This is a genomic window from Viridibacillus sp. KH_047 (genome assembly GCF_057838945.1).
The window spans coordinates 3484239-3506401 of the sequence record NZ_CM174479.1; the positions used below are offsets into that span (position 1 = coordinate 3484239).

General features: G+C 35.8%; 21 protein-coding genes and 1 other annotated feature. Of the genes, 6 read left to right on the forward strand and 15 right to left on the reverse strand.

All coding sequences use genetic code 11. The annotated features are described in order from the left end of the window. Positions 1-178: 178 nt before the first annotated feature. The 9 genes from pepF to AC3IS5_RS17245 all read right to left on the reverse strand — a co-directional run bounded on the left by pepF (position 179) and on the right by AC3IS5_RS17245 (position 11061). Positions 179-1996 carry an oligoendopeptidase F gene (gene pepF / locus AC3IS5_RS17205; RefSeq protein ID WP_489425482.1) on the reverse strand — a complete coding sequence of 606 codons (1818 nt, stop codon included), beginning with the start codon at positions 1994-1996 and terminating at the stop codon, positions 179-181. A gap of 54 nt (positions 1997-2050) precedes the next feature. Then, a complete protein-coding gene (locus AC3IS5_RS17210; protein ID WP_489425483.1) occupies positions 2051-3295 on the reverse strand; it encodes a competence protein CoiA in 1245 nt (414 codons plus the stop codon). After that, positions 3285-3956: an adaptor protein MecA gene (gene mecA / locus AC3IS5_RS17215; RefSeq protein WP_427731942.1), complete on the reverse strand. Its 672-nt coding sequence runs from the start codon at positions 3954-3956 to the stop codon at positions 3285-3287. Before mecA ends, AC3IS5_RS17210 begins: the two co-directional genes overlap by 11 nt. Before the next feature lie 367 nt (positions 3957-4323). Further along, a complete protein-coding gene (spxA, locus tag AC3IS5_RS17220) occupies positions 4324-4719 on the reverse strand; it encodes a transcriptional regulator SpxA (RefSeq protein WP_179078282.1) in 396 nt (131 codons plus the stop codon). A 448-nt stretch (positions 4720-5167) separates the two neighbouring features. Further along, positions 5168-6106: an ABC transporter ATP-binding protein gene (locus AC3IS5_RS17225; protein WP_489427928.1), complete on the reverse strand. Its 939-nt coding sequence runs from the start codon at positions 6104-6106 to the stop codon at positions 5168-5170. Positions 6107-6108: 2 nt separating this feature from the next. After that, positions 6109-7176 carry an ABC transporter ATP-binding protein gene (locus tag AC3IS5_RS17230; protein ID WP_489425484.1) on the reverse strand — a complete coding sequence of 356 codons (1068 nt, stop codon included), beginning with the start codon at positions 7174-7176 and terminating at the stop codon, positions 6109-6111. A gap of 16 nt (positions 7177-7192) precedes the next feature. Then, positions 7193-8212, reverse strand: a complete 1020-nt coding sequence (gene opp3C, locus AC3IS5_RS17235; protein ID WP_489425485.1) for an oligopeptide ABC transporter permease — start codon at positions 8210-8212, stop codon at positions 7193-7195. After that, entirely contained in the window at positions 8212-9144 is a 933-nt protein-coding gene (gene opp3b / locus AC3IS5_RS17240) for an oligopeptide ABC transporter permease (protein WP_038179629.1), read from the reverse strand. The genes opp3C and opp3b overlap by 1 nt, the downstream gene beginning before the upstream one ends. A 219-nt stretch (positions 9145-9363) precedes the next feature. Then, positions 9364-11061 carry a peptide ABC transporter substrate-binding protein gene (locus AC3IS5_RS17245; RefSeq protein ID WP_489425486.1) on the reverse strand — a complete coding sequence of 566 codons (1698 nt, stop codon included), beginning with the start codon at positions 11059-11061 and terminating at the stop codon, positions 9364-9366. 246 nt (positions 11062-11307) lie between these two features. Between AC3IS5_RS17245 and AC3IS5_RS17250 the strand changes: the two genes are divergently transcribed. Beyond that, a complete protein-coding gene (locus tag AC3IS5_RS17250; protein WP_489425487.1) occupies positions 11308-11652 on the forward strand; it encodes a DUF3899 domain-containing protein in 345 nt (114 codons plus the stop codon). A gap of 60 nt (positions 11653-11712) precedes the next feature. Beyond that, positions 11713-11930, forward strand: a binding site (T-box leader). Positions 11931-11975: 45 nt separating this feature from the next. Next, entirely contained in the window at positions 11976-12965 is a 990-nt protein-coding gene (gene trpS, locus AC3IS5_RS17255) for a tryptophan--tRNA ligase (RefSeq protein ID WP_489425488.1), read from the forward strand. On the opposite strand, the gene AC3IS5_RS17260 is transcribed toward trpS, so the two are convergent. From AC3IS5_RS17260 to AC3IS5_RS17270, 3 genes are all read right to left on the reverse strand, one after another. Next, a complete protein-coding gene (locus AC3IS5_RS17260) occupies positions 12919-13203 on the reverse strand; it encodes a YuzI family membrane protein (RefSeq protein ID WP_489425489.1) in 285 nt (94 codons plus the stop codon). The two genes, trpS and AC3IS5_RS17260, sit on opposite strands and share 47 nt — an antisense overlap. 150 nt (positions 13204-13353) lie before the next feature. After that, positions 13354-14592: a beta-ketoacyl-ACP synthase II gene (gene fabF, locus AC3IS5_RS17265; protein ID WP_489425490.1), complete on the reverse strand. Its 1239-nt coding sequence runs from the start codon at positions 14590-14592 to the stop codon at positions 13354-13356. A 31-nt stretch (positions 14593-14623) separates the two neighbouring features. After that, entirely contained in the window at positions 14624-15562 is a 939-nt protein-coding gene (locus AC3IS5_RS17270; protein WP_489425491.1) for a beta-ketoacyl-ACP synthase III, read from the reverse strand. Positions 15563-15755: 193 nt separating this feature from the next. Here AC3IS5_RS17270 and AC3IS5_RS17275 point away from each other — a divergent pair, with 193 nt between their 5' ends. Beyond that, positions 15756-15950: a YjzD family protein gene (locus AC3IS5_RS17275; protein WP_038179641.1), complete on the forward strand. Its 195-nt coding sequence runs from the start codon at positions 15756-15758 to the stop codon at positions 15948-15950. Between the two features lie 88 nt (positions 15951-16038). Here AC3IS5_RS17275 and AC3IS5_RS17280 read toward each other — a convergent pair whose 3' ends face one another. Then, positions 16039-18180: an ATP-dependent Clp protease ATP-binding subunit gene (locus tag AC3IS5_RS17280; RefSeq protein WP_489425492.1), complete on the reverse strand. Its 2142-nt coding sequence runs from the start codon at positions 18178-18180 to the stop codon at positions 16039-16041. A gap of 234 nt (positions 18181-18414) precedes the next feature. Here AC3IS5_RS17280 and AC3IS5_RS17285 point away from each other — a divergent pair, with 234 nt between their 5' ends. Next, positions 18415-19119, forward strand: coding sequence for a Crp/Fnr family transcriptional regulator (locus AC3IS5_RS17285; RefSeq protein ID WP_489425493.1), 705 nt, complete (start codon positions 18415-18417; stop codon positions 19117-19119). A 76-nt stretch (positions 19120-19195) separates the two neighbouring features. On the opposite strand, the gene AC3IS5_RS17290 is transcribed toward AC3IS5_RS17285, so the two are convergent. Next, on the reverse strand, positions 19196-19504 hold the full coding sequence (locus AC3IS5_RS17290; RefSeq protein ID WP_053417733.1) for a metal-sulfur cluster assembly factor: 309 nt from the start codon (positions 19502-19504) through the stop codon (positions 19196-19198). A 52-nt stretch (positions 19505-19556) separates the two neighbouring features. Beyond that, positions 19557-20324, reverse strand: coding sequence for an alpha/beta fold hydrolase (locus AC3IS5_RS17295; RefSeq protein ID WP_489425494.1), 768 nt, complete (start codon positions 20322-20324; stop codon positions 19557-19559). Positions 20325-20446: 122 nt separating this feature from the next. Here AC3IS5_RS17295 and AC3IS5_RS17300 point away from each other — a divergent pair, with 122 nt between their 5' ends. Both AC3IS5_RS17300 and AC3IS5_RS17305 read left to right on the forward strand, forming a co-directional pair. Beyond that, entirely contained in the window at positions 20447-21259 is an 813-nt protein-coding gene (locus AC3IS5_RS17300) for a Cof-type HAD-IIB family hydrolase (RefSeq protein ID WP_489425495.1), read from the forward strand. Between the two features lie 21 nt (positions 21260-21280). After that, entirely contained in the window at positions 21281-22138 is an 858-nt protein-coding gene (locus AC3IS5_RS17305) for a DegV family protein (RefSeq protein ID WP_489425496.1), read from the forward strand. Positions 22139-22163: the final 25 nt, after the last annotated feature.

Sequence of the window (22163 nt, forward strand, 5' to 3'; positions counted from 1 at the left end):
TTGCAAGTAGTAATCAGTCTTTTAAACTTCAAATTGACATGGCTTTGTCGAGTCTTGTTAGTATCATTCATGAGTTTTTATTCAAATATTTCTTATTATTTCATATATCTAAATGGAATGATTTCAAATTAAAAAGCCGAAGAGAATTATCTCCACTTCGACTTTTAATCATTAACTATTATACATCTAAAAGTTTTTCTAGTTCCTCTAAGTTTTTCTCAAATACTTTGCAAGCTTCTTCGATAGGTTCAGCAGATTCCATATTAACACCCGCCGCTTTTAATACTTCAATTGGGAAATCTGAACATCCAGCTTTCAGGAAATTGTTAATATAACGATCTACTGCAGGTTGTCCTTCTTCAAGGATTTGAGCACTTAGAGCAGTAGCCGCACTCTTACCTGTAGCATATTGGTATACATAGTAGTTGTAGTAGAAGTGAGGAATACGTGCCCATTCTAAACCGATCTCTTCGTCCACAACAATATCGTCACCATAATATTGTTTATTTAGATTATAGTAGATTTCTGTCATTTTTTCCGCTGTTAGCGCTTCCCCATTTTGATCAAGCTGATGAATAATATGTTCAAATTCAGCAAACATTGTTTGGCGGAAAATTGTACCTCGGAATCCTTCTAACCAGTGATTTAATATATAAATACGTTGTTGTGGATCTTCAATTGTTTTTAATAAATGATGGTTTAATAACTCTTCATTACATGTTGATGCAACTTCTGCAACGAAAATAGAATAGTTGCCGTATACGAACGGTTGGTTGTTACGAGTGAAGTAACTATGGACACTATGTCCAAATTCATGAACAAGAGTAAATAGATTATCTAAATTATTTTGCCAGTTCATTAGGATATATGGATTCGTACCATACGCACCTGAAGAATATGCGCCGCTTCTTTTCCCTTTGTTTTCAAGTACATCTACCCAGCGATCCTCTAAACCTTGTTTGACAATACTTACATACTCATCACCAAGTACTTCAAAGCTTTTTAACATATGATTTTTTGCTTCTTCATAGGGCATATCCACTTTTGATTCTTGTACAAGTGGTGTATATATATCCCACATATGAAGTTCATCGACACCCAATACCTTTTTGCGCAGCGCAATATAACGATGCATCAAAGGTAAATACTTATGAATTGTCGAGATAAGTTGATCATACACTTTTTCCGGGATATGATTTGCAGCCATGGCTGACTGACGAGCTGATTCGTATTTGCGAATACGTGCATTTACGTTATCACCTTTAACATTACCAGCAAGGGTCGTTGCAAATGTATTACGGAATTCTCCGTACGTTTTATACATTGCGCGAAATGCTGCTTCACGTACTTTGCGATCGCCACTTTCTAAGAAATGTGTATAATTCCCATGTGTTAGTTGAACTGGATGACCATTTTCATCTTCTATTGTAGGGAACTGTAAATCAGCGTTGTTTAATGTGCTAAATGTTTCAGACGATGCACTTGTCACTTCTGACAACTGTGCAAGGATTGCCTCCTGCTCCGCTGGTAAAATATGTGGACGTCCAATGTTAATTTCAAGCAATTCTTGTCTGTATAATTGAAGTTCCTCATTTTCAGCTAGATATTGTTCAATTATTTTTTCATCTAATGCTAGAATTTCAGGTGTTAAAAATGACAGACCCGTTGAAACTTTCGCATAAAGTGATTTGCAACGACTGTCCATTGCTTGGTAGAAACTGTTCGCTGTGTCTTGATCCAATCGCATATGTGAATATGTGTAAAGACGCATTAATTTTGAATACAATTTATCTCGGTATTCTAGAACCGCTAAAAGTGCCTGAGCACCGTTTTCAATTGTACCTTGATAAGATGAAGCATTTTCACTTAAAGCACTAATATCCTTAAACTCTGCTTCCCAAGCTTCGTCTGTCTCAAATATATCTTCAAGACGCCAAGTAAGTTCAACAGGTACCTCTTGTCTTGTTAATACTTTTTGTTCTGATTTCGTTGTCATATTTTATGACCTCCTATTGTAAATACGTTGAGAAACAAATACTTTATTATTTTCTCAATTTTCATAACACTTTGCAAGGAATTCACTATGCAATAATTGTAAGATATTAACTTCTTTTGTTGAACAATGAATGGAATGAATACCTAATTTTTTTAGCAACAAAATATAGTGAAAAATCGCTTCTTTACCTCGTTCATCTTGGAAATAATCTGGATTATTTAAGATAAATATTGAAATAACCTCATCATCCACTTGTAATATACTAATTTGACAATCTTGTAAAAAAAATAATAATATAGCTTGCCATTCTACAATGTAGACATCAATATACTGGGCATTTCGAACAGGCAAGCCAATGAAAAGAGGCAATTGGTCAAGTCTCATACGCGCATTGTAACAGGTTTTTAAGAGCCTATCCTGAATCCCCTTCCTGCTTAAGTAGAAACGTTGACGTAAAAACCGCTGTCGGATATGCAAATGGAATTGCCAATAATGAGCGAATTCCTCCTTTGTAGGCTCTTTTAAATGCAAAAACGGAAAATGTTGATGTGAAATCGGTAACTGTTGTACCTTGGCAATAAAGCGATAGCCATGTATGAACAATAGATGAGAATAATAAATAAACGTCGCTGTAGTTGGATTGTAAGTAAGAAGGGTTGATCCGTGTTGGGGATGACATGTGATAAATTGTTGACGAAACGGAGAGAGTTGAATAAGTTGAATACCTGTAGATTTTAGCTGCTTAAAATTAGGGGTTTTAAGAAGCCATAGAGGAACTATACTTGCATTCATATAACCTTTAGTCCGAGCTTGTACAACTTCAATAGGAATATTACTACACTGAAATTCAATCGCAAATTGCTCATTTTGAGTTGTTACCAATAAATCCGGCCGTTGAGACAAGTTCTTTATAAAAGGCTCCAGTTGAACAGTTAATCCTTTGTTTTCAAAAAAATGATAAAGTTGTTGCTTACCTATTAAATGTTCTTTTGACTCTCCATCCGAAAATAGCTGAGGACAATTCGAATCCTTTTTGTGAGCAAAATGCGGAACAACAATATCACCTATTCGAAGTTGTAACTCTTCTTTACATTGCGGACAAAAAAACTTATGGGTCCGCCTTAACTGTTTTAGCTTTTCTTTAGTATGTGAAATAGACAATATAAATAGTTCATTTTTTGTTGTCATTGCGGTTAAAATACAAACACCCCCTATTTTTATCCATTCTATTAATTTATGGGATAAATTGCAAGAAAAAAACCCCCCGGTATTCGGAGGATTTTCACTGTCATTTAACAAAGTATTTTATGACTGTATCAAAACAATCTTTTTCCATTAATGCTTTACCGTATTCTTGAAGAATGTGGATTGTTACTTCAGCGTCCGTGGAAAATTCAGTAATTACACTGAAAATGTCCTCAGCTTCATCATGTAAAACCTCTTCATTAAAACGGATGTATAAATAATAGTTACCTTCCCACTGATACAACGCATTATGGAATAGTGATGTTTCTTGTATTTTTTGTGCAAGAGGAATAATATCATCAAATTCCTGTAATTTAAAGATAAAATCGGAGTCCTCATCAATTGTACTATTTACAAGATCTTCAAAATCGTCAAATTCATGCGCTTTTGGCTCATCGCCACCAAATGCGGATGACATCATTCTTTGTTTATCTTCTATATCGAAGGGCGGTTCGATATGCTGACCGTCCTTATAAATTTTAGCATGTGTGATAGTCAGTTCAAGGCCATTCTCTTGAACTATCACTTGGATCCATAATGGTCCTTCAACTTCAAAATATTCTTCGTCATTTATTTCATCCATCATAGACCAGAAGAGTTCTTCACTTTTTTCCCGGTTATACCATACTTCATCTTTCGTGAATCCACGTTCTTCAATGTCATGATAAGAAATGAAGAGTTTAAGTGTATTCTCATTTATGCGTTCGATGTCCATATTACACAACTCCCTTCGGTCAATACTAATAGATGCATCGAGTCCACTTATGAACAAGTCTTTAAAATTTCTTGATAATACAGTGTCTAATACTATTGTATGATGAGTTTGTTGAAAATGGAAAGGAAATAACTCGGAAAATTACAACAGTATATGAATTGTAGTGGACAAGGTTTAGTAAATCAAGTCATAACGCTACTATGTATAGGTGTACTAGCCTCTTTTATATCGTAAATAATGAATTTTTTTTAATGCATAAAAAAAAGCCAGTTGTGTAACACTTAACAACAACTGACTCTGAAGAGACACATATTGCATACTGCTGACTATTTCGAGCGAGCATGCTACATGAAAATAACTCTTATTATTAGTTAACCATCTTCTGTGCTTCTTGTAATTGATAAGCACGAACTTTACGAGGTAAGAAACGACGAATTTCATCTTCGTTATACCCAACTTGTAAACGTTTTTCGTCTAAAATAATCGGACGACGTAAAAGCCCTGGATGTTCTTGGATTAACTCATAAAGACGTTGTAACGGTAAAGTTTCTACATCCACTTTTAGTTTTTGGAAAATTTTAGAACGAGTTGAGATTATTTCGTCTGTACCATCCTCAGTCATGCGTAAAATTTCTTTTATTTCACTTATGCTTAAAGGCTCCGCAAAAATGTTTCTTTCTGTATATGGAATATCATGTTCTTCTAACCATGCTTTTGCTTTTCTACAAGATGTACAACTGGGTGAAGTAAATAATGTCACCATCATATAAAACACATCCTTTCAAAATGTGTAGCGAATATAATAACATTCCTAAATTAGAATGACTTTAAAAAAAGAACTGTAAGCACATTATACAACATTTTGTCCAATTTGAATATATGCTATTAAGAAAAATTTCCATTGTAAGTTATGACCGTTTTTTCTATCATTTCAAGTTTTTCCATAAAAGTTAGACCACTTTAGTACGCGTATATATGTAGTATCCCCAAAATCGCAGTACGGTAAACCTATTATTTCAAAAAAATATTCTCATTTAGAATCGCTATATTGAAAAAATATATATTATATTTACACTAATTATACGTTCAATCTTCAAAAAAGTTTCAATTTTAAATAAAATTCATAAATCAAATTTGACAAAATACAAAACTGCCCCTTTAGTCAACTGATTTCATTGACTAAAGAGGCAGCCTTTAATTAATCATAATGATTAGTTATTTGCATATTCTGCTTGTAATACTTCAAATTCATCTTTAGAGCAATAAACAAAATGTCCGGGACGTACTTCACGCATTGTTACATTCTCTCCATCTTTATAATTATGCGACTTTGGATCATATGTTTTGCGCACACGATTACGCTCATAATCAGGGTCTGGAAGTGGAATAGCTGATAGTAGTGATTGTGTATAAGGATGCATAGGATATTTGTAAAGATCCTCTGCAGGTGCAAGTTCTACTAATTTACCAAAATACATTACACCGATTCTATCAGATATATATTTAACCATCGAAAGATCATGTGCGATAAATAAGTAGGTTAATCCTTTTTCTTCTTGTAACTCTTTTAATAGGTTAACAACTTGCGCTTGAATTGACACATCTAGTGCAGAAATTGGTTCATCTGCTATGATGAATTCCGGCTCTACTGCAAGTGCACGAGCAATTCCTAAGCGCTGACGTTGACCACCAGAGAATTCATGTGGATAACGATTAGCATGTTCTTTATTTAAGCCTACTGTTTCTAATAATTGATAGACTCGTTCTTGACGTTCTTTTGCGTTTTTTACAAGGCCGTGAATATCTAAACCTTCTGCAATGATATCCATTACTTTCATACGTGGATTTAATGATGCATACGGATCTTGGAAAATCATTTGCATTTTGCGGTTAAATGACTTTAGTTCCGTTTTAGATTTACGACCATGGACATTTACACCATCATAAAGAACTTCACCGCCAGTGGCATCATAAAGGCGAATAATCGTACGACCTGTCGTAGATTTCCCACAACCTGACTCCCCTACTAATCCTAAAGTTTCTCCTTTATAAATATCAAATGTAATATCATCGATAGCTTTAACTTCATTTGGTTTTCCAGGATTGAAGTATTGTTTTAAATTTTTGATTTCCAATAGTTTCTTTTGTATTTTCATTTTAAAATACCTCCATTGGCACCTTCGTAATAGCGACTATTAGGGAATCGTTTCATTCTTTCAATAATTGTAGCAGGTGGTGTCACTTCTGGAGCATCTGGGTGTAATAACCAAGTTGCCGCATAATGTGTATCACTTACTTTAAAGAATGGAGGCGTTTCTTCCATATCGATTTGCATAGCATATTCACTACGAAGCGCAAAAGCATCCCCTTTTGGTGGATTCAGTAAATCTGGTGGTGTGCCTGGAATTGCATATAGTTTCTCTTCCTGCACATCTAATGAAGGCATAGAACTTAGAAGTCCCCAAGTATATGGATGCTGCGGATTGTAGAATATTTCATCTACTGTACCAATTTCAACAATTTTACCACTGTACATAACAGCTACACGATCAGCCACATTTGCTACAACACCCAGGTCATGCGTGATGAAAATAATAGATGTATCGATTTTCTTTTGTAGATCTTTCATCAGTTCAAGAATTTGAGCTTGAATTGTAACGTCTAATGCAGTTGTCGGCTCATCAGCAATTAATATTTTTGGATTACATGCTAATGCTATTGCAATAACAATACGTTGACGTTGACCACCTGAAAATTGATGTGGATATTGTTTCATACGTTGTTCGGGTTGCGGCATACCTACTAGTTTTAATAGATCAATGGCCATTTTTTGAGCTTCTGATTTCGGTACATTTTGATGTTTTAAAATCGGCTCCATTATTTGTTTACCAATTGTCATCGTTGGATTCAAAGATGTCATAGGATCTTGGAAAATCATCGAGATATCTTTTCCGCGAATTTTCTGCATTTCTTTATCAGTTAATTTCGTCAAATCTTTTCCATTAAATAAAATCTGACCATTTTTAAATTCCGAACTAGATTCAGGGAGAAGACGCATAATTGCTTTAGTCGTAACCGATTTACCTGAACCTGATTCCCCAACGATTGCTAGTGTTTCTCCTTTTTTCAAATCGAAGTTCACACCACGAATCGCTTTCACTTCACCAGCAAATGTGTGGAAGGAAAGCTCAAGATTTTTTACTTCAAGTATTTTCTCCATAACTGCTTTCCTCCTATTAATCCTTCATTTTTGGATCTAGTGCATCACGTAGACCATCACCAATTAAGTTAAAAGCAATCATTAATAAACTTAAAATTGCTGCTGGAATAGCTAAAATATGAGGTTGGAACTGTATTAGCTTGTAACCATCATTAATTAAAGTACCCAAAGATGCATCTGGTGATTGTAACCCTAATCCGATAAAGCTTAAAAATGCTTCAAAGAATATCGCGCTAGGAATTGTAAACATTGTGTTTATAATGATAACCGCCATTACATTTGGCAATAAATGTTTTTTAATAATACGTCCATTACTTGCTCCTAAAGTTCTAGCTGCAAGTACGAACTCTTGGTTTTTATATTTCAATACTTGTCCTCGAACAATACGAGACATACCAATCCATCCAGTAATTGAAATGGCAATAATAATGGCCACAATACCCGGATCCATTACAAGAATCATTAAAATAACAACAATCAGTGTTGGTATTCCATATAAAATTTCAACAATACGTTGCATCGCATCGTCAACACGACCACCATAAAATGCCGAAATACCACCGTAAGCTACACCAATAACCATATCAATTACAGCTGCAACAAGAGCTATTAATAATGAAATTTGAGTACCTTTCCAGACACGTGAGAACATATCACGACCAAGTCCGTCTGTACCAAACCAGTAATAAGTATCAACGTTTTTCATTTCATACAAATTGACTTCTTGACCACCCATATTACCCGTCCCATCAAAGATTCCTAACTTTTCTAAACCAGGTACTTTTGGAGGTAAATTTGCATGAGTTATTTCTTGCGTTTCAAAGTCATGCGGGCTAATCATCGGTCCAACAAATGACATCAGAATGATGAATAATAGTACAAATATACTCACTACGGCTGCTTTATTTTTTCGTATACGTAACCAAGCATCTTGCCAGAAATTTAAGGATGGTTTAGAAATTTTCTCAGAGTGACTGCCATCCATATGCACGTGTTTAAAAGCTTCAGGTGGTAATTTAGGATATTCATTTGTCATTATTTATTACCTCCTGTTAAACGGATACGTGGATCTACAATGCCGTATAGAATATCAACAATGAAAATAACTAAAATCAATAGTACTGAAAAGAACATTGTTGTTCCCATTATTAAGGAATAATCACTAGAATTAATCGCTTTAACGAATTGTTCACCAATACCAGGAATAGCAAAGATTTGTTCTACTACAAGAGAACCTGTTACTAAACCTGCTGCTAAAGGACCCATTACTGTTATTAATGGAATTAATGCATTACGAAATGCATGCTTAAATGCAATTTCAAGGCCGCTAGCACCTTTAGCTTTTGCTAGAGTAATATAGTCAGTTCCTAATACTTCTATCATTTCTGTTCGAATGAAACGAGCTGATGTCGCTAGGGGACCCATTGCTAATGCGATTGTCGGCAAAATACTAGATTGCCAGCCATTCTCCCATAATCCAACAGGAAGGAATCCTCCCTTCACACCAATCCAATATTGAAGTAATGAAGCAAATACGAATGAAGGAATGGAGATACCGAATATCGCGATTAAGGTACTGCCATAATCCCATACAGTATTTTGCCTTAAAGCTGCAATCATACCTAAAATAATACCGCCTATAGTTCCGAGTATAAGCGCTTGAATACCTAAAAGGAATGAAGGACCAGCACGGTTAATAATCAATTCTGTAACGTTAGCCCCTTTAAATTGATAAGATACACCAAAATCAAGTTGCACCATCTTTTTCATATATATTCCATACTGAACTGGAAGCGGCTTATCTAATCCATATTTTGCTTCCACCGCAGCTAGCTGTTCGTGGGTTAGTTTAGGTGAGCTAGCTATAGGGGAACCCGGCAACATCTTCATCAAGAAGAACGTAAATGTTGCAATCAGGAATAGTGTTAGTATCATATACAATACTCGTTTTAAAATGTATTTTGCCATTCTTGCACCTCCTAAAATAGTGGTCGTAACTATGGAACTCATAGAAATATCTCAATTAGAAAATTCTTTCCTTTGTAAATGTTGTTATTCAACAAAACCTTTAACAGCATGATTTTCCAATTAATTAATATCTGATTAAAAAGAGAGTATATGGCTTAAAATCAACCACATACTCTCCCTATTCAGGGTTTTAGCATAATCTAATAAAATTGAAAACTATTATTTACCTGAGATATATGTCCATTTATAACTATATTGAGCACCGAAGTTATGTTTCACTAAACCTTTAACATAAGGTTTTTGAAGTGCCATAGTACCACGTTGATAAATAGGTGCAATCGCTGCATCTTCTTCGATTAACGTTTTTTCTGCATCTGCCATAGCTTTCCAACGTTTTGCTGGATCAGTTGCATAAATTGTTTGAGCATCTGTTACTAATTTATCGTACTTTTCAGATGCATAGCTCATTCTGTTTTGTTGACCATCTGTTAACCATAAATTTAAGAATGTGTATGGATCTTGGAAGTCTGGAGCCCAACCTGCAACTTCGATATCATAATCTTGTTTAGAATCCAAATCAACACGTACTAAGAAAGGAACTTCTTTCAGTTTAATACTTAAACCAGGTAGATTTTTTTCTAATTGGTTTTTCAAGTACTCGTCCATTTTTTTAGCTAAGTCACTGTCATCGCCTAAGAAGTCTAATTCAATTTTATCAGTTCCAAGTTCTTTAAGACCTTTTTCCCAATATGATTTAGCTTCTTCTAGGTTGTACTTGTTCATATCTCCGTTTACTTCACGGAAGTCTTTACCCTCTTCATCAAATGTGAATTCAGCTGGGATTAAGTAGTTAGCTTCGAATGAACCATTAGCTAATACGGCTTTAGTTAAATCTTCTTTGTTGAAAGCCATAGAAATTGCTTTACGAATGTTTACATTTGCAAGAGCTGTATCTTTTTTACCTTCACGTTTTTGGTTTAATTTCAAGTAGAAAGGTGAAGATTCAACGTCTTTCACTACATCTGGATTGTCAGCATATTGCATTGCAAATTCACCTGTTAAACCTGCACGGTCTTTTTTACCAGAAGTATAAAGATTTAATTGAGTCTGAACTTCTTTCACTACGTCAACATTGATTGTGTCAAGTTTTACATTATCTTTGTCCCAGTAGTTATCATTTTTAGTATATTTCCAAGTTAATCCTGTTCCATCCCAGTCTTCAAGAACGAATGGACCATTGTATAAAGTTGTATCTGAATTTGAAGCGAATTTTTTACCTTGTGCTACTACGAACTCTTCTTTTTGAGGCAAGAATGTACTTAGTGAAATTAAAGATAAGAAATAAGGAACTGGTTTTTCAAGTGTAACTTCTAGTGTTTTTTCATCTAGAGCTTTTACACCAAGGTCAGCAACTTTTGCTTTACCTTTACCAATTGCACTTGCGTTTTTAACTACTCCATCCATCATATATGGACCATACTCAGATCCAGTTTTAGGATCAATTGCACGTTTCCATGCATATTCGAAGTCATTGGCAATTACTGCAGAGCCATCTGACCATTTAGCATCACGAATCTTAAATGTGTAAACTGTACCTTCTTTGTTTACTTTTGGTTCTTCAGCAGCCATCGCTGGAATTGGTAAGTTTTCTTGATTTAAACGATATAATCCTTCATTAACGTTGTTTAAAACGTTAGATCCTACTACATCTGTTACTAATACTGAGTCCATTGTTGGAATTTCAGCAGTTTCCATTACATTTAGTTCTTGAGTAGCATCAACACTACCTGAATTTTCTTTGCTACCACTACCAGATTCTTTGCTTGTATCTTTGTCATTTCCTGTACCGCAAGCAGCTAAGAAAACACTAAGAACAAGGATAAGACTTGATAGCCATACTAGTTTACTTTTCTTCATGTATAACTAACCCCCTTGAATTTTCTGAAAAATCATTACATTGCTAATTATACATATTCAAAAAAAGTTGTACAGTAACCTTTTGATATAAATGTCTTTTTTTGACGTATAATTGATTTGCAAACACGATAATATCAACGCTAATCCAACCAAAGTTCTAATATTCTGAATATACAATTCCGTTTGATATTTTTGATTTTTCACCTTTATTCAACTAAAATGAATAAAGAATCGGGGGTTTTTCGCTTGAAAAAGAAAGGTTTTCTCTTCTTAGCACTGCAATTTTTAATCGTGATCATCATGCTTTTTCAATATAAAGCGCTGAGATTAATCGATTACATTAATGTGTCATTTATCATTGGAGCTATTGTGCTTTTTGTTGGACTCGCCACATATATTCTATCAACGGGCTTTTTTGACATTTTCACGGTTAGTATGCGTAAGGTTTTTGTTAAGTCATCTAGATTAGAGGATGTTAAAAGTATGAGAGCCCCATCTGAAATTGTTTCAATACCCCATTTGGGTATTTTACAAATCGGAGGAGCTACCATTATGATGATGTTCATTGCCCTTATTTTTTATTATTTGTAATCTGTAGACGATTGCTTGATTTTTGGCTTTGTACTATATTATAATCACACAAAGTAATATAGAAAAACGAAGACGAAGAGTAGTACATTTATGTCGTATGTAAAGAGAGTCTGTGGTTGGTGCAAACAGATGATACGCTAAGTGGAATGGACTTCCGAGTTAACTTTGCGAACCTTTATGTAGTAGCTCAGTTCGTTAACCTCACGTTACGAGGATGAGTGGTCGATTTATCGACAAGCTTGGGTGGTACCGCGGATTCAACATCATTCGTCCCTATTTAGGAGACGCATGATGTTTTTTTATATCCAAGGAGGAATTTAATTATGAAACGTATTTTTTCAGGTGTTCAACCAACAGGTGTCATTACATTAGGTAACTACATCGGTGCTTTCAGACAATTTACAACTTTGCAAGATGAGTACGATTGTATTTTTTGTATTGTAGATCAACACGCAATTACAATGCCACAAGATAGTAAAGAACTTCGTAACAGCATCCGCAAGCTTGCTGCAACATATTTGGCAACAGGTATTGATCCAGAAAAATCAACGCTATTTATTCAATCAGAAGTACCTGCACACGCACAAGCTGGATGGATGTTACAATGTATTTCTTACACTGGTGAACTTGAGCGTATGACACAATTCAAAGATAAATCTACTGGTAAAGAGGCAGTTTCTGCAGGCTTACTTACTTACCCACCACTTATGGCTGGAGATATTCTTCTATATAACACAGATATCGTGCCAGTTGGTGACGACCAAAAACAACATTTAGAACTTACACGTGACTTAGCTGAACGTTTCAATAAACGTTACGGTAAAGTATTCACGATTCCTACTATTCAATTACCAAAAAACGGTGCTCGCATTAAGTCACTTCAAGAGCCAACGAAAAAAATGAGTAAATCAGATGAAAACAAAAAAGCAACAATCCGCCTTCTAGATACTCCAAAAGAGATCGAGAAGAAAATCAAATCTGCCGTGACAGATTCTGAAGGCGTTGTTGCTTTCAATACTGAATCTAAACCTGGTGTCTCTAATTTACTAACAATTGAAGCATCATTAACAAATGAATCAATTGATAATCTTGTAGCAAAATACGCTGGGCTGGGTTATGGTGCTTTCAAAGCAGGAGTTGCTGAAAGTGTTATTAATCATCTAGCACCTATCCAAGAACGTTTTAACGAGTTAATCGATTCACCACAATTAGATGATATTTTAGATGCCGGTGCTGAAAAAGCGAACGCTATTGCAAGCGCAACAATCAAGAAAATGGAAGACGCGATGGGCCTTGGGAGAAATAGACGATAACTAGTCCAATACTTGAGCCGATGAAAATTTTGAAATCAACTGTATTCAAAATGAACATAAAAACGGCTGTCCAAGTATATCCTAGCCCACGGTAGTTCAAATATAGAATCATATGTGTTGAACTTATTACCATCAGACCGTAAAAAGTTAAGAAAAATAGTAAGCGCATTTGCATATTTCCTTTTCTAGTTTTTATTACTATATGAAAAAATGACTTCGTTATAACTAACGAGGTCATTTTTTATACGAAAATATGATGTTGTAACTAATTAATAATCTTTCACTTACTATAATAAAATACAACACTATTCCAGTAATCATTTAATATAAATAATAAAATTGTATAGATAAAAAACCACAGGGTATTCACCCTGTGGTCATTTATAACTTATTGAAACTTTTTAAATAGTAGTGCGGCATTATGCCCACCAAAACCTAGTGAATTACTTAAGGCATAAGTAATTTCTTTTTCTCTAGCACCATTGGCAACATAATCTAAGTCACATTCAGGATCTGCTGTTTCTAGATTCATCGTTGGCGGTAGAATACCTTCTTTTAATGCAAGTACTGAAAAGATTGCTTCAATCCCTCCAGCTGCTCCTAGTAAATGACCTGTCATCGACTTTGTAGAACTCATTGCTAAATTATACGCATGCTCGCCAAATACAGTCTTTACAGCTTTCGTTTCAAATAAATCATTATAAGGTGTACTCGTACCATGGGCATTAATATAACCAACTTCTGTTGCATCAATTCCAGCATCATCAATCGCTTGTTTCATAGCGCGTGCTGCACCTTCACCTTCTGGAGCAGGTGCTGTAATATGATGGGCATCGCCAGTTGAACCGTACCCTACAACTTCACCGTAGATTTTCGCTCCACGTTTTACTGCATGTTCGTATTCTTCTAAAATAACAATTCCCGATCCTTCACCGATAACAAAACCATCACGATTTGCATCGAATGGACGAGATGCAGTTTGCGGATCTTGGTTTAATGTTAGCGCCGTATTTGAGCAAAATCCTGCAACAGCCATATTCGTAATTGGTGCCTCTGCTCCTCCAGTAATCATGACATCTGCATCGCCACGTTCAATAACTTTGAACGCATCACCAATTGAGTTTGTACCCGATGCACAAGCTGTTACTGAACATGAATTAATGGCTTTTGCACCAAAGTGGATAGATACTTGCCCTGCAGCCATATCTGGAATCATCATTGGTACGAAAAATGGACTAACACGTCGTTGTCCTTTTTCAAGGAAATTGCGGAATTGTTGCTCATACGTCTCCATTCCACCAATACCAGAACCGATCCAAACACCTGTACGTAGACCAACTTCAGGAGTTATTTCTAACCCTGCGTCTTTTACAGCCATAATAGATGCCGCTAATGCGTAATGTGTAAAACGATCCATTTTACGTGCTTCTTTGCGAGGAATATATGCTTCTATATCAAAATCTTTTACTTCTGCAGCAACTTTTGCAGGAAATTGTTCAGCATCTATACGAGTTAATGGACCTACACCACTTTGTCCTTCTTTAATCGCTTTCCATGTTGTTTCTACATCATTTCCTAAAGGTGTTACAGCACCCATACCCGTAACAACTACTCGACGTTTTGTCATGTTATTTTAACTCCCTCTTTTCCTTGTATTGTTATTTTCCCCAGCGCATTGCAACAGCGCCCCATGTAAGGCCGCCACCAAATCCAACGAGTACGAGTAAATCGCCATCATGAATTTTGCCGGCTTCTAGTTCTTCTATTAATGCATTGCCGATTGAAGCAGACGATGTATTGCCATATTTTTTAATAGCAGTAGACATCTTCTCCTCTGGCAAACCTAGTCTTTGTCTTGCAGATTCCATAATTCGAATATTTGCTTGATGCGGAATAAGGAAATCTACGTCTTCCTTAGTGTATCCAGCTTTCTCTATAACATTTAAAGCTGATTCACCCATTTGACGTACTGCAAATTTGAAAACTTCACGACCATTCATCTCAATATGACCTGCGTCATTTTGGAACAAATGCTTTCCGCCTGAGCCGTCTGAACCTAGCTCAAATGATAAAATCCCTCGATTTTCAGATACTTTACCCATCACAGCTGCACATGCACCATCGCCGAATAGGACAGCAGTATTACGATCTTCCCAGTTTGTAATTTTCGAAAGCTTTTCAACACCAACTATTAATACATAATCATACGTATTAGATTCAATGAATTGCTTAGCCGTTACCAATCCATACATAAATCCTGCACATGCAGCGGACAAGTCCATTGCAGCTGCATTATGTGCACCGAGTTGGTCTTGTATCATACACGCTACACTCGGAAATGGTCGGTCAGGTGTTACGGTTGCAACTAAAATAAGTCCGATTTGATCAGCCGAAATTCCAGCATTAGCTATTGCATTTTTTGCAGCTTCAAAAGCTAAATGAGAAGAGTTATGTTCATCTGATGCGATTCTTCGTTCTTCAATTCCTGTTCTAGTGCGAATCCATTCATCCGATGTATCCATCATTTTCTCTAAGTCAGCATTTGTGACTACGCGATTAGGGATACATCTTCCTAAGCCTATTATTCCAGCGTTCATGAAGTAGCGCCTCTTTTCTTTTGTTATCAATTATTAGTACCTGGTAATAATTATAACGAAAGATTTATACTTTTTCAACACTTCGTCAATTTTTGTCCAAATAACGGGGCATAATAATGAAAAGATTCTTTTATTTAAATGTGGCTATATGATATGATAGAACAGGTAAAAAAGTTAGTTAGAGGTGAAATTAATGAGATATATTATGCTATTTTTCTGGTCAGCATTATTAGTTTCTGTACTGAACTACGTAGTAAGTTCAATTCAGAATGTTGGATTTAACTTAAATCTTGGATTAGGGCTATCAGTAGTTTTCTCTGTATTCTTAATTATTATTAGCAATGTTATTCCAAACGAATCACCTAAACAAGTAGGTCACCAACAATAATGAAAATCCTGTCCAAAGATTGGACGGGGTTTTTTTCTTAAAAAAAGTCTGAGCAACCTATTATCAAGGTTGCTCAGACTTTTTATCTTTACGCTGGGTCTTTATGAATTGTTACTTTACCATCTTCCATTGAAATGACTAGCTGATCCCCTGGTACTGTCTCCCCTTTTAACAATTCTTTTGCAACGAGCGTTTCAATATGTCGCTGTACAAATCTTCTTAAAGGTCTTGCACCAAAAGTTGGATCTATTCCTTCTGCTACTACCCACTGGATGACATCTTCATCCACTTGTAATTCAATTTCTTGTTCAGCCACTCGTTTTTGTAGTAACTGAATATACTTCCAAGTAATTTGATAAAAATGTTCGTTTGTTAATGAATGGAACATTATGATATCATCAAGTCGATTTAATAACTCTGGTTTGAAATGCTCTCTTAAAGAAGCCATTACTAAGTCCTCAACAGCATGTTCACTATTTTCAGGCATATCGAGTAAATAACTTGAACCGATATTAGACGTCAATATGATCACTGTGTTTGTGAAATTAACCATACGACCTTGGCTATCGGTAATACGACCATCATCTAGAATCTGTAGCAAAATATTCGCAACATCTGGATGTGCCTTTTCAATTTCATCTAATAATACTACTGCGTATGGGTTTCTACGGACAGCTTCTGTCAATTGACCGCCTTCTTCATAACCTACATAGCCAGGAGGCGCTCCTACTAAGCGAGACACACTATGCTTTTCCATATACTCAGACATATCAATTCGAATGAAATGGTCCTCAGAGTCGAATAATTGAGCAGCTAATGCTTTTGCTAATTCTGTTTTCCCTACACCTGTTGGGCCTAAGAATAAGAAAGATCCGATTGGTTTTTGTGGATCTTGAATACCTGCACGTGCTCTCCAAACCGCTTCGGTCACTAATTGAACCGCTTCGTCTTGACCGACAACTCGCTCTTGTAATGTAGCTTTTAGGTTGAGTAATTTCTCACGTTCACCTTCAACTAATTTTGTTACAGGAATACCTGTCCATCTTGAAACGATTGAAGCAATTTCCTCAGCTGTGACATCTTCACGTAGCAGTCGATCATTACCTTGCTGTAAATTCTGCTCTAGTTCTACTAATTCTTTTTCTAATTCAGGAATTTTACCGTGTCTTAGAACTGCTGCTTTATTTAGATCATAATTATTTTCAGCTTCTTCTAAATCCCTACGATAACGATCAAGTGTTTCTCGCTTTTCTTGGATTACATGAAGAGCCGATTTTTCTTCTTCCCATTGCTCACGCATATTAGAAGTAGAATCTTTTAGCTCCGATAATTCCTCACGAAGTGCTACAAGTCGTTTTTTACTCGCTTCATCCTTTTCTTTCATCAAAGCTTGCTCTTCGATTTCAAGTTGCATTGTACGACGTGTTACTTCATCTAATTCCTGTGGCATCGAATCTATTTCTGTACGAATCATTGCACAAGCTTCATCGATTAAATCAATCGCTTTGTCTGGCATAAAACGCTCAGTTAAATAACGATTTGATAATTCTGCAGCAGCTACAATTGCTCGGTCATGAATTTTGACTGCATGATGTAGTTCGAAGCGTTCTTTTAAACCACGTAAAATAGAAATCGTATCCTCTACAGATGGTTCACGAACTAAAACTTGTTGGAAACGACGTTCAAGTGCTGGGTCCTTTTCGATATACATACGGTACTCATCTAATGTAGTTGCACCGATACAATGTAGCTCACCTCTAGCTAACATTGGTTTGAGCATATTCCCTGCATCCATCGCACCATCCGTTTTACCTGCACCAACAATCGTATGAATCTCATCGATGAATAGGATGATTTGACCTTCACTTTCTTTTACTTCTTTCAAGACACCTTTTAAACGCTCTTCAAACTCCCCACGATATTTGGCACCAGCGATTAATGCACTCATATCCAGCTCATAAATTTTACGGTCTTTTAATCCTTCTGGTACATCTTTTTTTACGATACGTTGCGCTAATCCTTCAACAATCGCAGTTTTACCAACACCGGGTTCACCGATTAATACAGGGTTGTTTTTTGTTTTACGTGATAATATTCGAATGACATTACGGATTTCTTGATCGCGACCAATAACCGGGTCCATTTTGCCATTTTTCACTTCTTCAATTAAATTACGTCCAAATTGTTCAAGTGGACTTTTTTGCTCTTCATTATTCATATTCATTTGCATTATAGTTCACTCCTTGTTTGACCTTTTTTGACCTTTTGATTAACTACATTATATTATCGTCTTCCCATGAATGTAAAGTGATTTGTTTGACCTTTTTTGACTAAAATAATTTCCCATTTCAAATATGTTTTTAATCAAAAATCCATGTCATCAAATAAGGCAAAATTGAGAAATTCAAATATTCCCCAATTGCAAGAAATCAGTATGTTATAATTGTGAAAAACAGCAGAGGTTGTGAATATTTTGGAGGCAATTGAAACTATCCCACCTAAGATCCATTCACTTTTCAAAGAGCATGGTACAGTTGTCAAATTCGCCAAAGACACACCTATATTTTTAGAAGGTGACCGTACTCAAGATGTTTTTTTTGTTGTATCAGGACAAGTGAGAATTTCAAAAGAAACTGCAAGTGGGAAGGAATTAACTATTCGTATCTGTGGTAGTAATAATTTAATTGGTGAAAGTACTATTTTTAGTTCTCTAGAATATAATTCAACAACAGCTACAGCTATGGAACCGACTACTATTTTAACGATCGATAACAACATGCTTGAACTCTATCTCAGTCAAGAACCGTCATTGATGATTGCATGTTTACGTTGGATACAGTTGCAAAATATGAAAAGTCAATCTAGACTTCGTGATTTATTACTACATGGAAAAAAGGGCGCACTCTTTTCTACCCTAATACGATTAGCAAACACTTATGGTGAAGAGTTGGATGATGGATCAATACATATTAACTATAAATTGACCAATAATGAGCTAGCTAATCTCTGTGCTACTAGCCGAGAAGTCATTAACCGTATGTTAAATGACCTGAAGAAGAATAATATTATTACATTTGACAAGAGTACAATCACAGTTCTTAATTTACAATTTCTAAAAGATGAATGTGAATGCGAAAACTGCCCTCTTACTATTTGTAGAATTGACTAACCTCATATATTATACCCATTTATAAATTTAAAAAACCCGCTCGACTATTAAGTCAGAACGGGTTTTCTTTACAGTATTAGCGAATGCCTAAAGCTATTTTAGCATAACGTGACATATTGTCTTTATTCCATGGTGGATTCCATACAATATCAACAGTTACCTCTTTAATTTCTGGTAATTCAAATAGTGCTGTACGGATTTGATCAACAATAACTGGACCAAGTGGGCATCCCATTGATGTTAATGTCATAGTTACTACACATAATCCTTCTTCAGATAAATCTACTTCATATACTAAACCTAAGTTGACAATATCAATACCTAACTCAGGATCAATTACGTTTTCTAAAGCACCATATATACTTTCTTTCATATCTGCATCCATAGTATTTCCCCTTTCTGCATAGTGTTTATCCCATCATAACAAATGAAGCGGCTTATGCCAAATGGTCTGCAAGCCATTTTGTTGCCGCAATCATTCCTGGACGAGATACTTTATGCTCTGCTTGCTTATCGACGATAAAGACCAGATCTTCGGGATGGTCTGCATAATCTGCTTGTATACTCTCATAAAATTGATATGTAGGTACAAATGGAACCATATGATCCTTCTTACCATGCCAAAATAACACTGGACGGTTAGCCATTGATTCAGGGTGTTTTGACATATCAAAGTAGCTAAGTGTTTGTTCCATTTTCTGAAGGTCTTCATCTGATATTGGAATTTTAAAACCTCGTTCTTCAAATTGGGCCATCTGTGCTTTTGATAGCTCCACATAACAAGGTGAACCCATCATAACTGAAGCAGTTTGAATCCAAGGGTATACACGTAAGCAACCTAGTGTAACAATTCCACCCATAGAAGTGCCTGCCAAACCTATTTTGCCTTCTGGTAGTAAACCTTTTTCTATTAACTGCTTATGTAAAAAACCAACTTCTTCAATTGAAGTTAAGATTACTTCCCAAAAACGTAAACTAAGTTGAACTTCATCTAGCCCTTCATCACGTTCACCATGAAGATAAGCATCTGGTAAAAGTACTCGAACGCCTCTTTCAACTAGTTTATACGCATAGTGCAAATTATGTTCACTCGCACTCATAAAGCCATGGAGAAAAATGACAACTGGTGATGCTGATGTTACTGTCTCTTCATCATATATGTGAAGTAACGGAATTTTACCCCACTGTTCTTGTTGAACCTTCACTGCATTCACTCCTTGTTAGTTTATTCTAATATCGTAACAAAAATAATTGACGGTGACAAAGTTTTGACGAACAAGCAAGATTAACGATACACTCTATTATAGTAGGAAAGGAGTTTTTTCATATGGTACAACCACATTTGATTGTTTTAGATTTAGACGGTACACTTTTAACCGACGAGAAAGTTATTTCTGAAAAAACAAAACGCACTTTACTACAGGCGAAAGAAGCAGGTCATCAAGTTATGATTGCTACTGGTAGACCGTATCGTGCGAGTAAAATATACTATCAAGAACTAGGTTTACATACACCAATCGTCAATTTTAATGGAGCCTTCGTACATCACCCAACTAACACTTCTTGGAAAACAATTCATAGCCCAATAGATTTATCAGTTGTAAAAGATGTTGTCGAATCCATCAACCATTATGAAATTGAAAATTTAATCGCTGAGGTTATGGATGATGTGTATGTTCAATACCATGACCAAAAAATCTTAGATATTTTAACAATGGGCGAACCAAAAGTAACGACAGGTATATTACGTGATTATTTAAAAGATAATCCTACAAGCCTTTTAATTCAGGCTAGCTCATCGAATGTGCCCTTAATTCGCCAACATTTAGCAGACACAAAAGCTGAGCTTATCGATCACCGTCGCTGGGGTGACCCTTGGGAAGTTATTGAAATCGTTCGTCGAGGCATGCATAAAGCAGTCGGGTTATCGCATGTTGCAAAAGATTTACAAATCCCGCGCGAACGTATTATTGCGTTTGGCGATGAAGACAATGACTTAGAAATGATCGAATACGCAGGCCTTGGTGTAGCAATGGGTAATGGCATTGGACAGCTAAAAAATATTGCAGATGAAATAACACAAACTAACAATGAGGATGGTATAGCTAACCTCTTGATCGACCGACTAAACTTAAAATAAATTACACTAGGAGGTAAATAAATGAGAATCTATGCAGATAGCGCTTCTGATTTACCTAAATCTTTTTATGAAGAAAATAATGTCACACTAATCCCTTTACGAGTTCATATGAACAACGAAGAATATGCAGATGTCGTTGGTATCGACGTCTTGAAAGTATACGAATATATCCGTCAAGGCGGACAGCCAAAAACTTCTCAAGCATCTCCTGAGTTGTTTTTAGAACTTTTCGAAGAGCTAGCAAAATCAGGTGAGGAAGGTCTTTATATAGCCTTTTCATCTGAATTATCTGGTACATACAGCACTGCTGTAATGATCTACAAACAAGTAAAAGAACAGTACCCTGATTTAAAATTAACAATTGTAGATTCTAAATGTGCTTCACTTGGCTATGGTCTAGTTGTTAAAGAAGCTGTTCGACTACGCGAAGCAGGTTTAAGCCTAGATGAGATCTCAGAGAAAGTTCGTTTAAATGCACAGCATATGGAGCATTTCTTTACAGTAGAAGACTTAGATTATTTAGCACGTGGTGGACGTGTTTCAAAAGCAAGTGCATTTATCGGTGGCTTACTTAGTATTAAACCGTTACTTCATGTGGAGGATGGTAAACTTGTACCAATAGAAAAACATCGTGGGCGTAAGAAAGTGATGAAACGTATCTTAGACAAAATGGAAGAAACAGGTGACCGTTTAAGCGATCAAGTTATTGCCATTAGTCATGGAGATGATTTAGCCACTGCTGAAGAGATGAAAGCTATGATTATGGACAGATTCCAGCCTAAAGCTGTCGAAATCCATTTGATTGGCTCTGCAGTTGCATCACATGCGGGTCCTGGTACTTTAGCTATCTTCTTCTTAAATCAATACCCTACCGCTTAAAATACAAAATCCCTTAGAGATAACT

Coding starts and splice junctions, on each gene's coding strand:
- opp3C (WP_489425485.1), bottom strand. CDS start 8,212: ATGACAAATGAATATCCTAAATTACCACCTGAAGCTTTTAAACACGTG.
- opp3b (WP_038179629.1), bottom strand. CDS start 9,144: ATGGCAAAATACATTTTAAAACGAGTATTGTATATGATACTAACACTA.
- AC3IS5_RS17280 (WP_489425492.1), bottom strand. CDS start 18,180: ATGCAAATGAATATGAATAATGAAGAGCAAAAAAGTCCACTTGAACAA.
- fabF (WP_489425490.1), bottom strand. CDS start 14,592: ATGACAAAACGTCGAGTAGTTGTTACGGGTATGGGTGCTGTAACACCT.
- AC3IS5_RS17260 (WP_489425489.1), bottom strand. CDS start 13,203: ATGACCTCGTTAGTTATAACGAAGTCATTTTTTCATATAGTAATAAAA.
- AC3IS5_RS17290 (WP_053417733.1), bottom strand. CDS start 19,504: ATGGATGCAGATATGAAAGAAAGTATATATGGTGCTTTAGAAAACGTA.
- mecA (WP_427731942.1), bottom strand. CDS start 3,956: ATGGACATCGAACGCATAAATGAGAATACACTTAAACTCTTCATTTCT.
- spxA (WP_179078282.1), bottom strand. CDS start 4,719: ATGGTGACATTATTTACTTCACCCAGTTGTACATCTTGTAGAAAAGCA.
- pepF (WP_489425482.1), bottom strand. CDS start 1,996: ATGACAACGAAATCAGAACAAAAAGTATTAACAAGACAAGAGGTACCT.
- trpS (WP_489425488.1), top strand. CDS start 11,976: ATGAAACGTATTTTTTCAGGTGTTCAACCAACAGGTGTCATTACATTA.
- AC3IS5_RS17305 (WP_489425496.1), top strand. CDS start 21,281: ATGAGAATCTATGCAGATAGCGCTTCTGATTTACCTAAATCTTTTTAT.
- AC3IS5_RS17245 (WP_489425486.1), bottom strand. CDS start 11,061: ATGAAGAAAAGTAAACTAGTATGGCTATCAAGTCTTATCCTTGTTCTT.
- AC3IS5_RS17300 (WP_489425495.1), top strand. CDS start 20,447: ATGGTACAACCACATTTGATTGTTTTAGATTTAGACGGTACACTTTTA.
- AC3IS5_RS17230 (WP_489425484.1), bottom strand. CDS start 7,176: ATGGAGAAAATACTTGAAGTAAAAAATCTTGAGCTTTCCTTCCACACA.
- AC3IS5_RS17270 (WP_489425491.1), bottom strand. CDS start 15,562: ATGAACGCTGGAATAATAGGCTTAGGAAGATGTATCCCTAATCGCGTA.
- AC3IS5_RS17275 (WP_038179641.1), top strand. CDS start 15,756: ATGAGATATATTATGCTATTTTTCTGGTCAGCATTATTAGTTTCTGTA.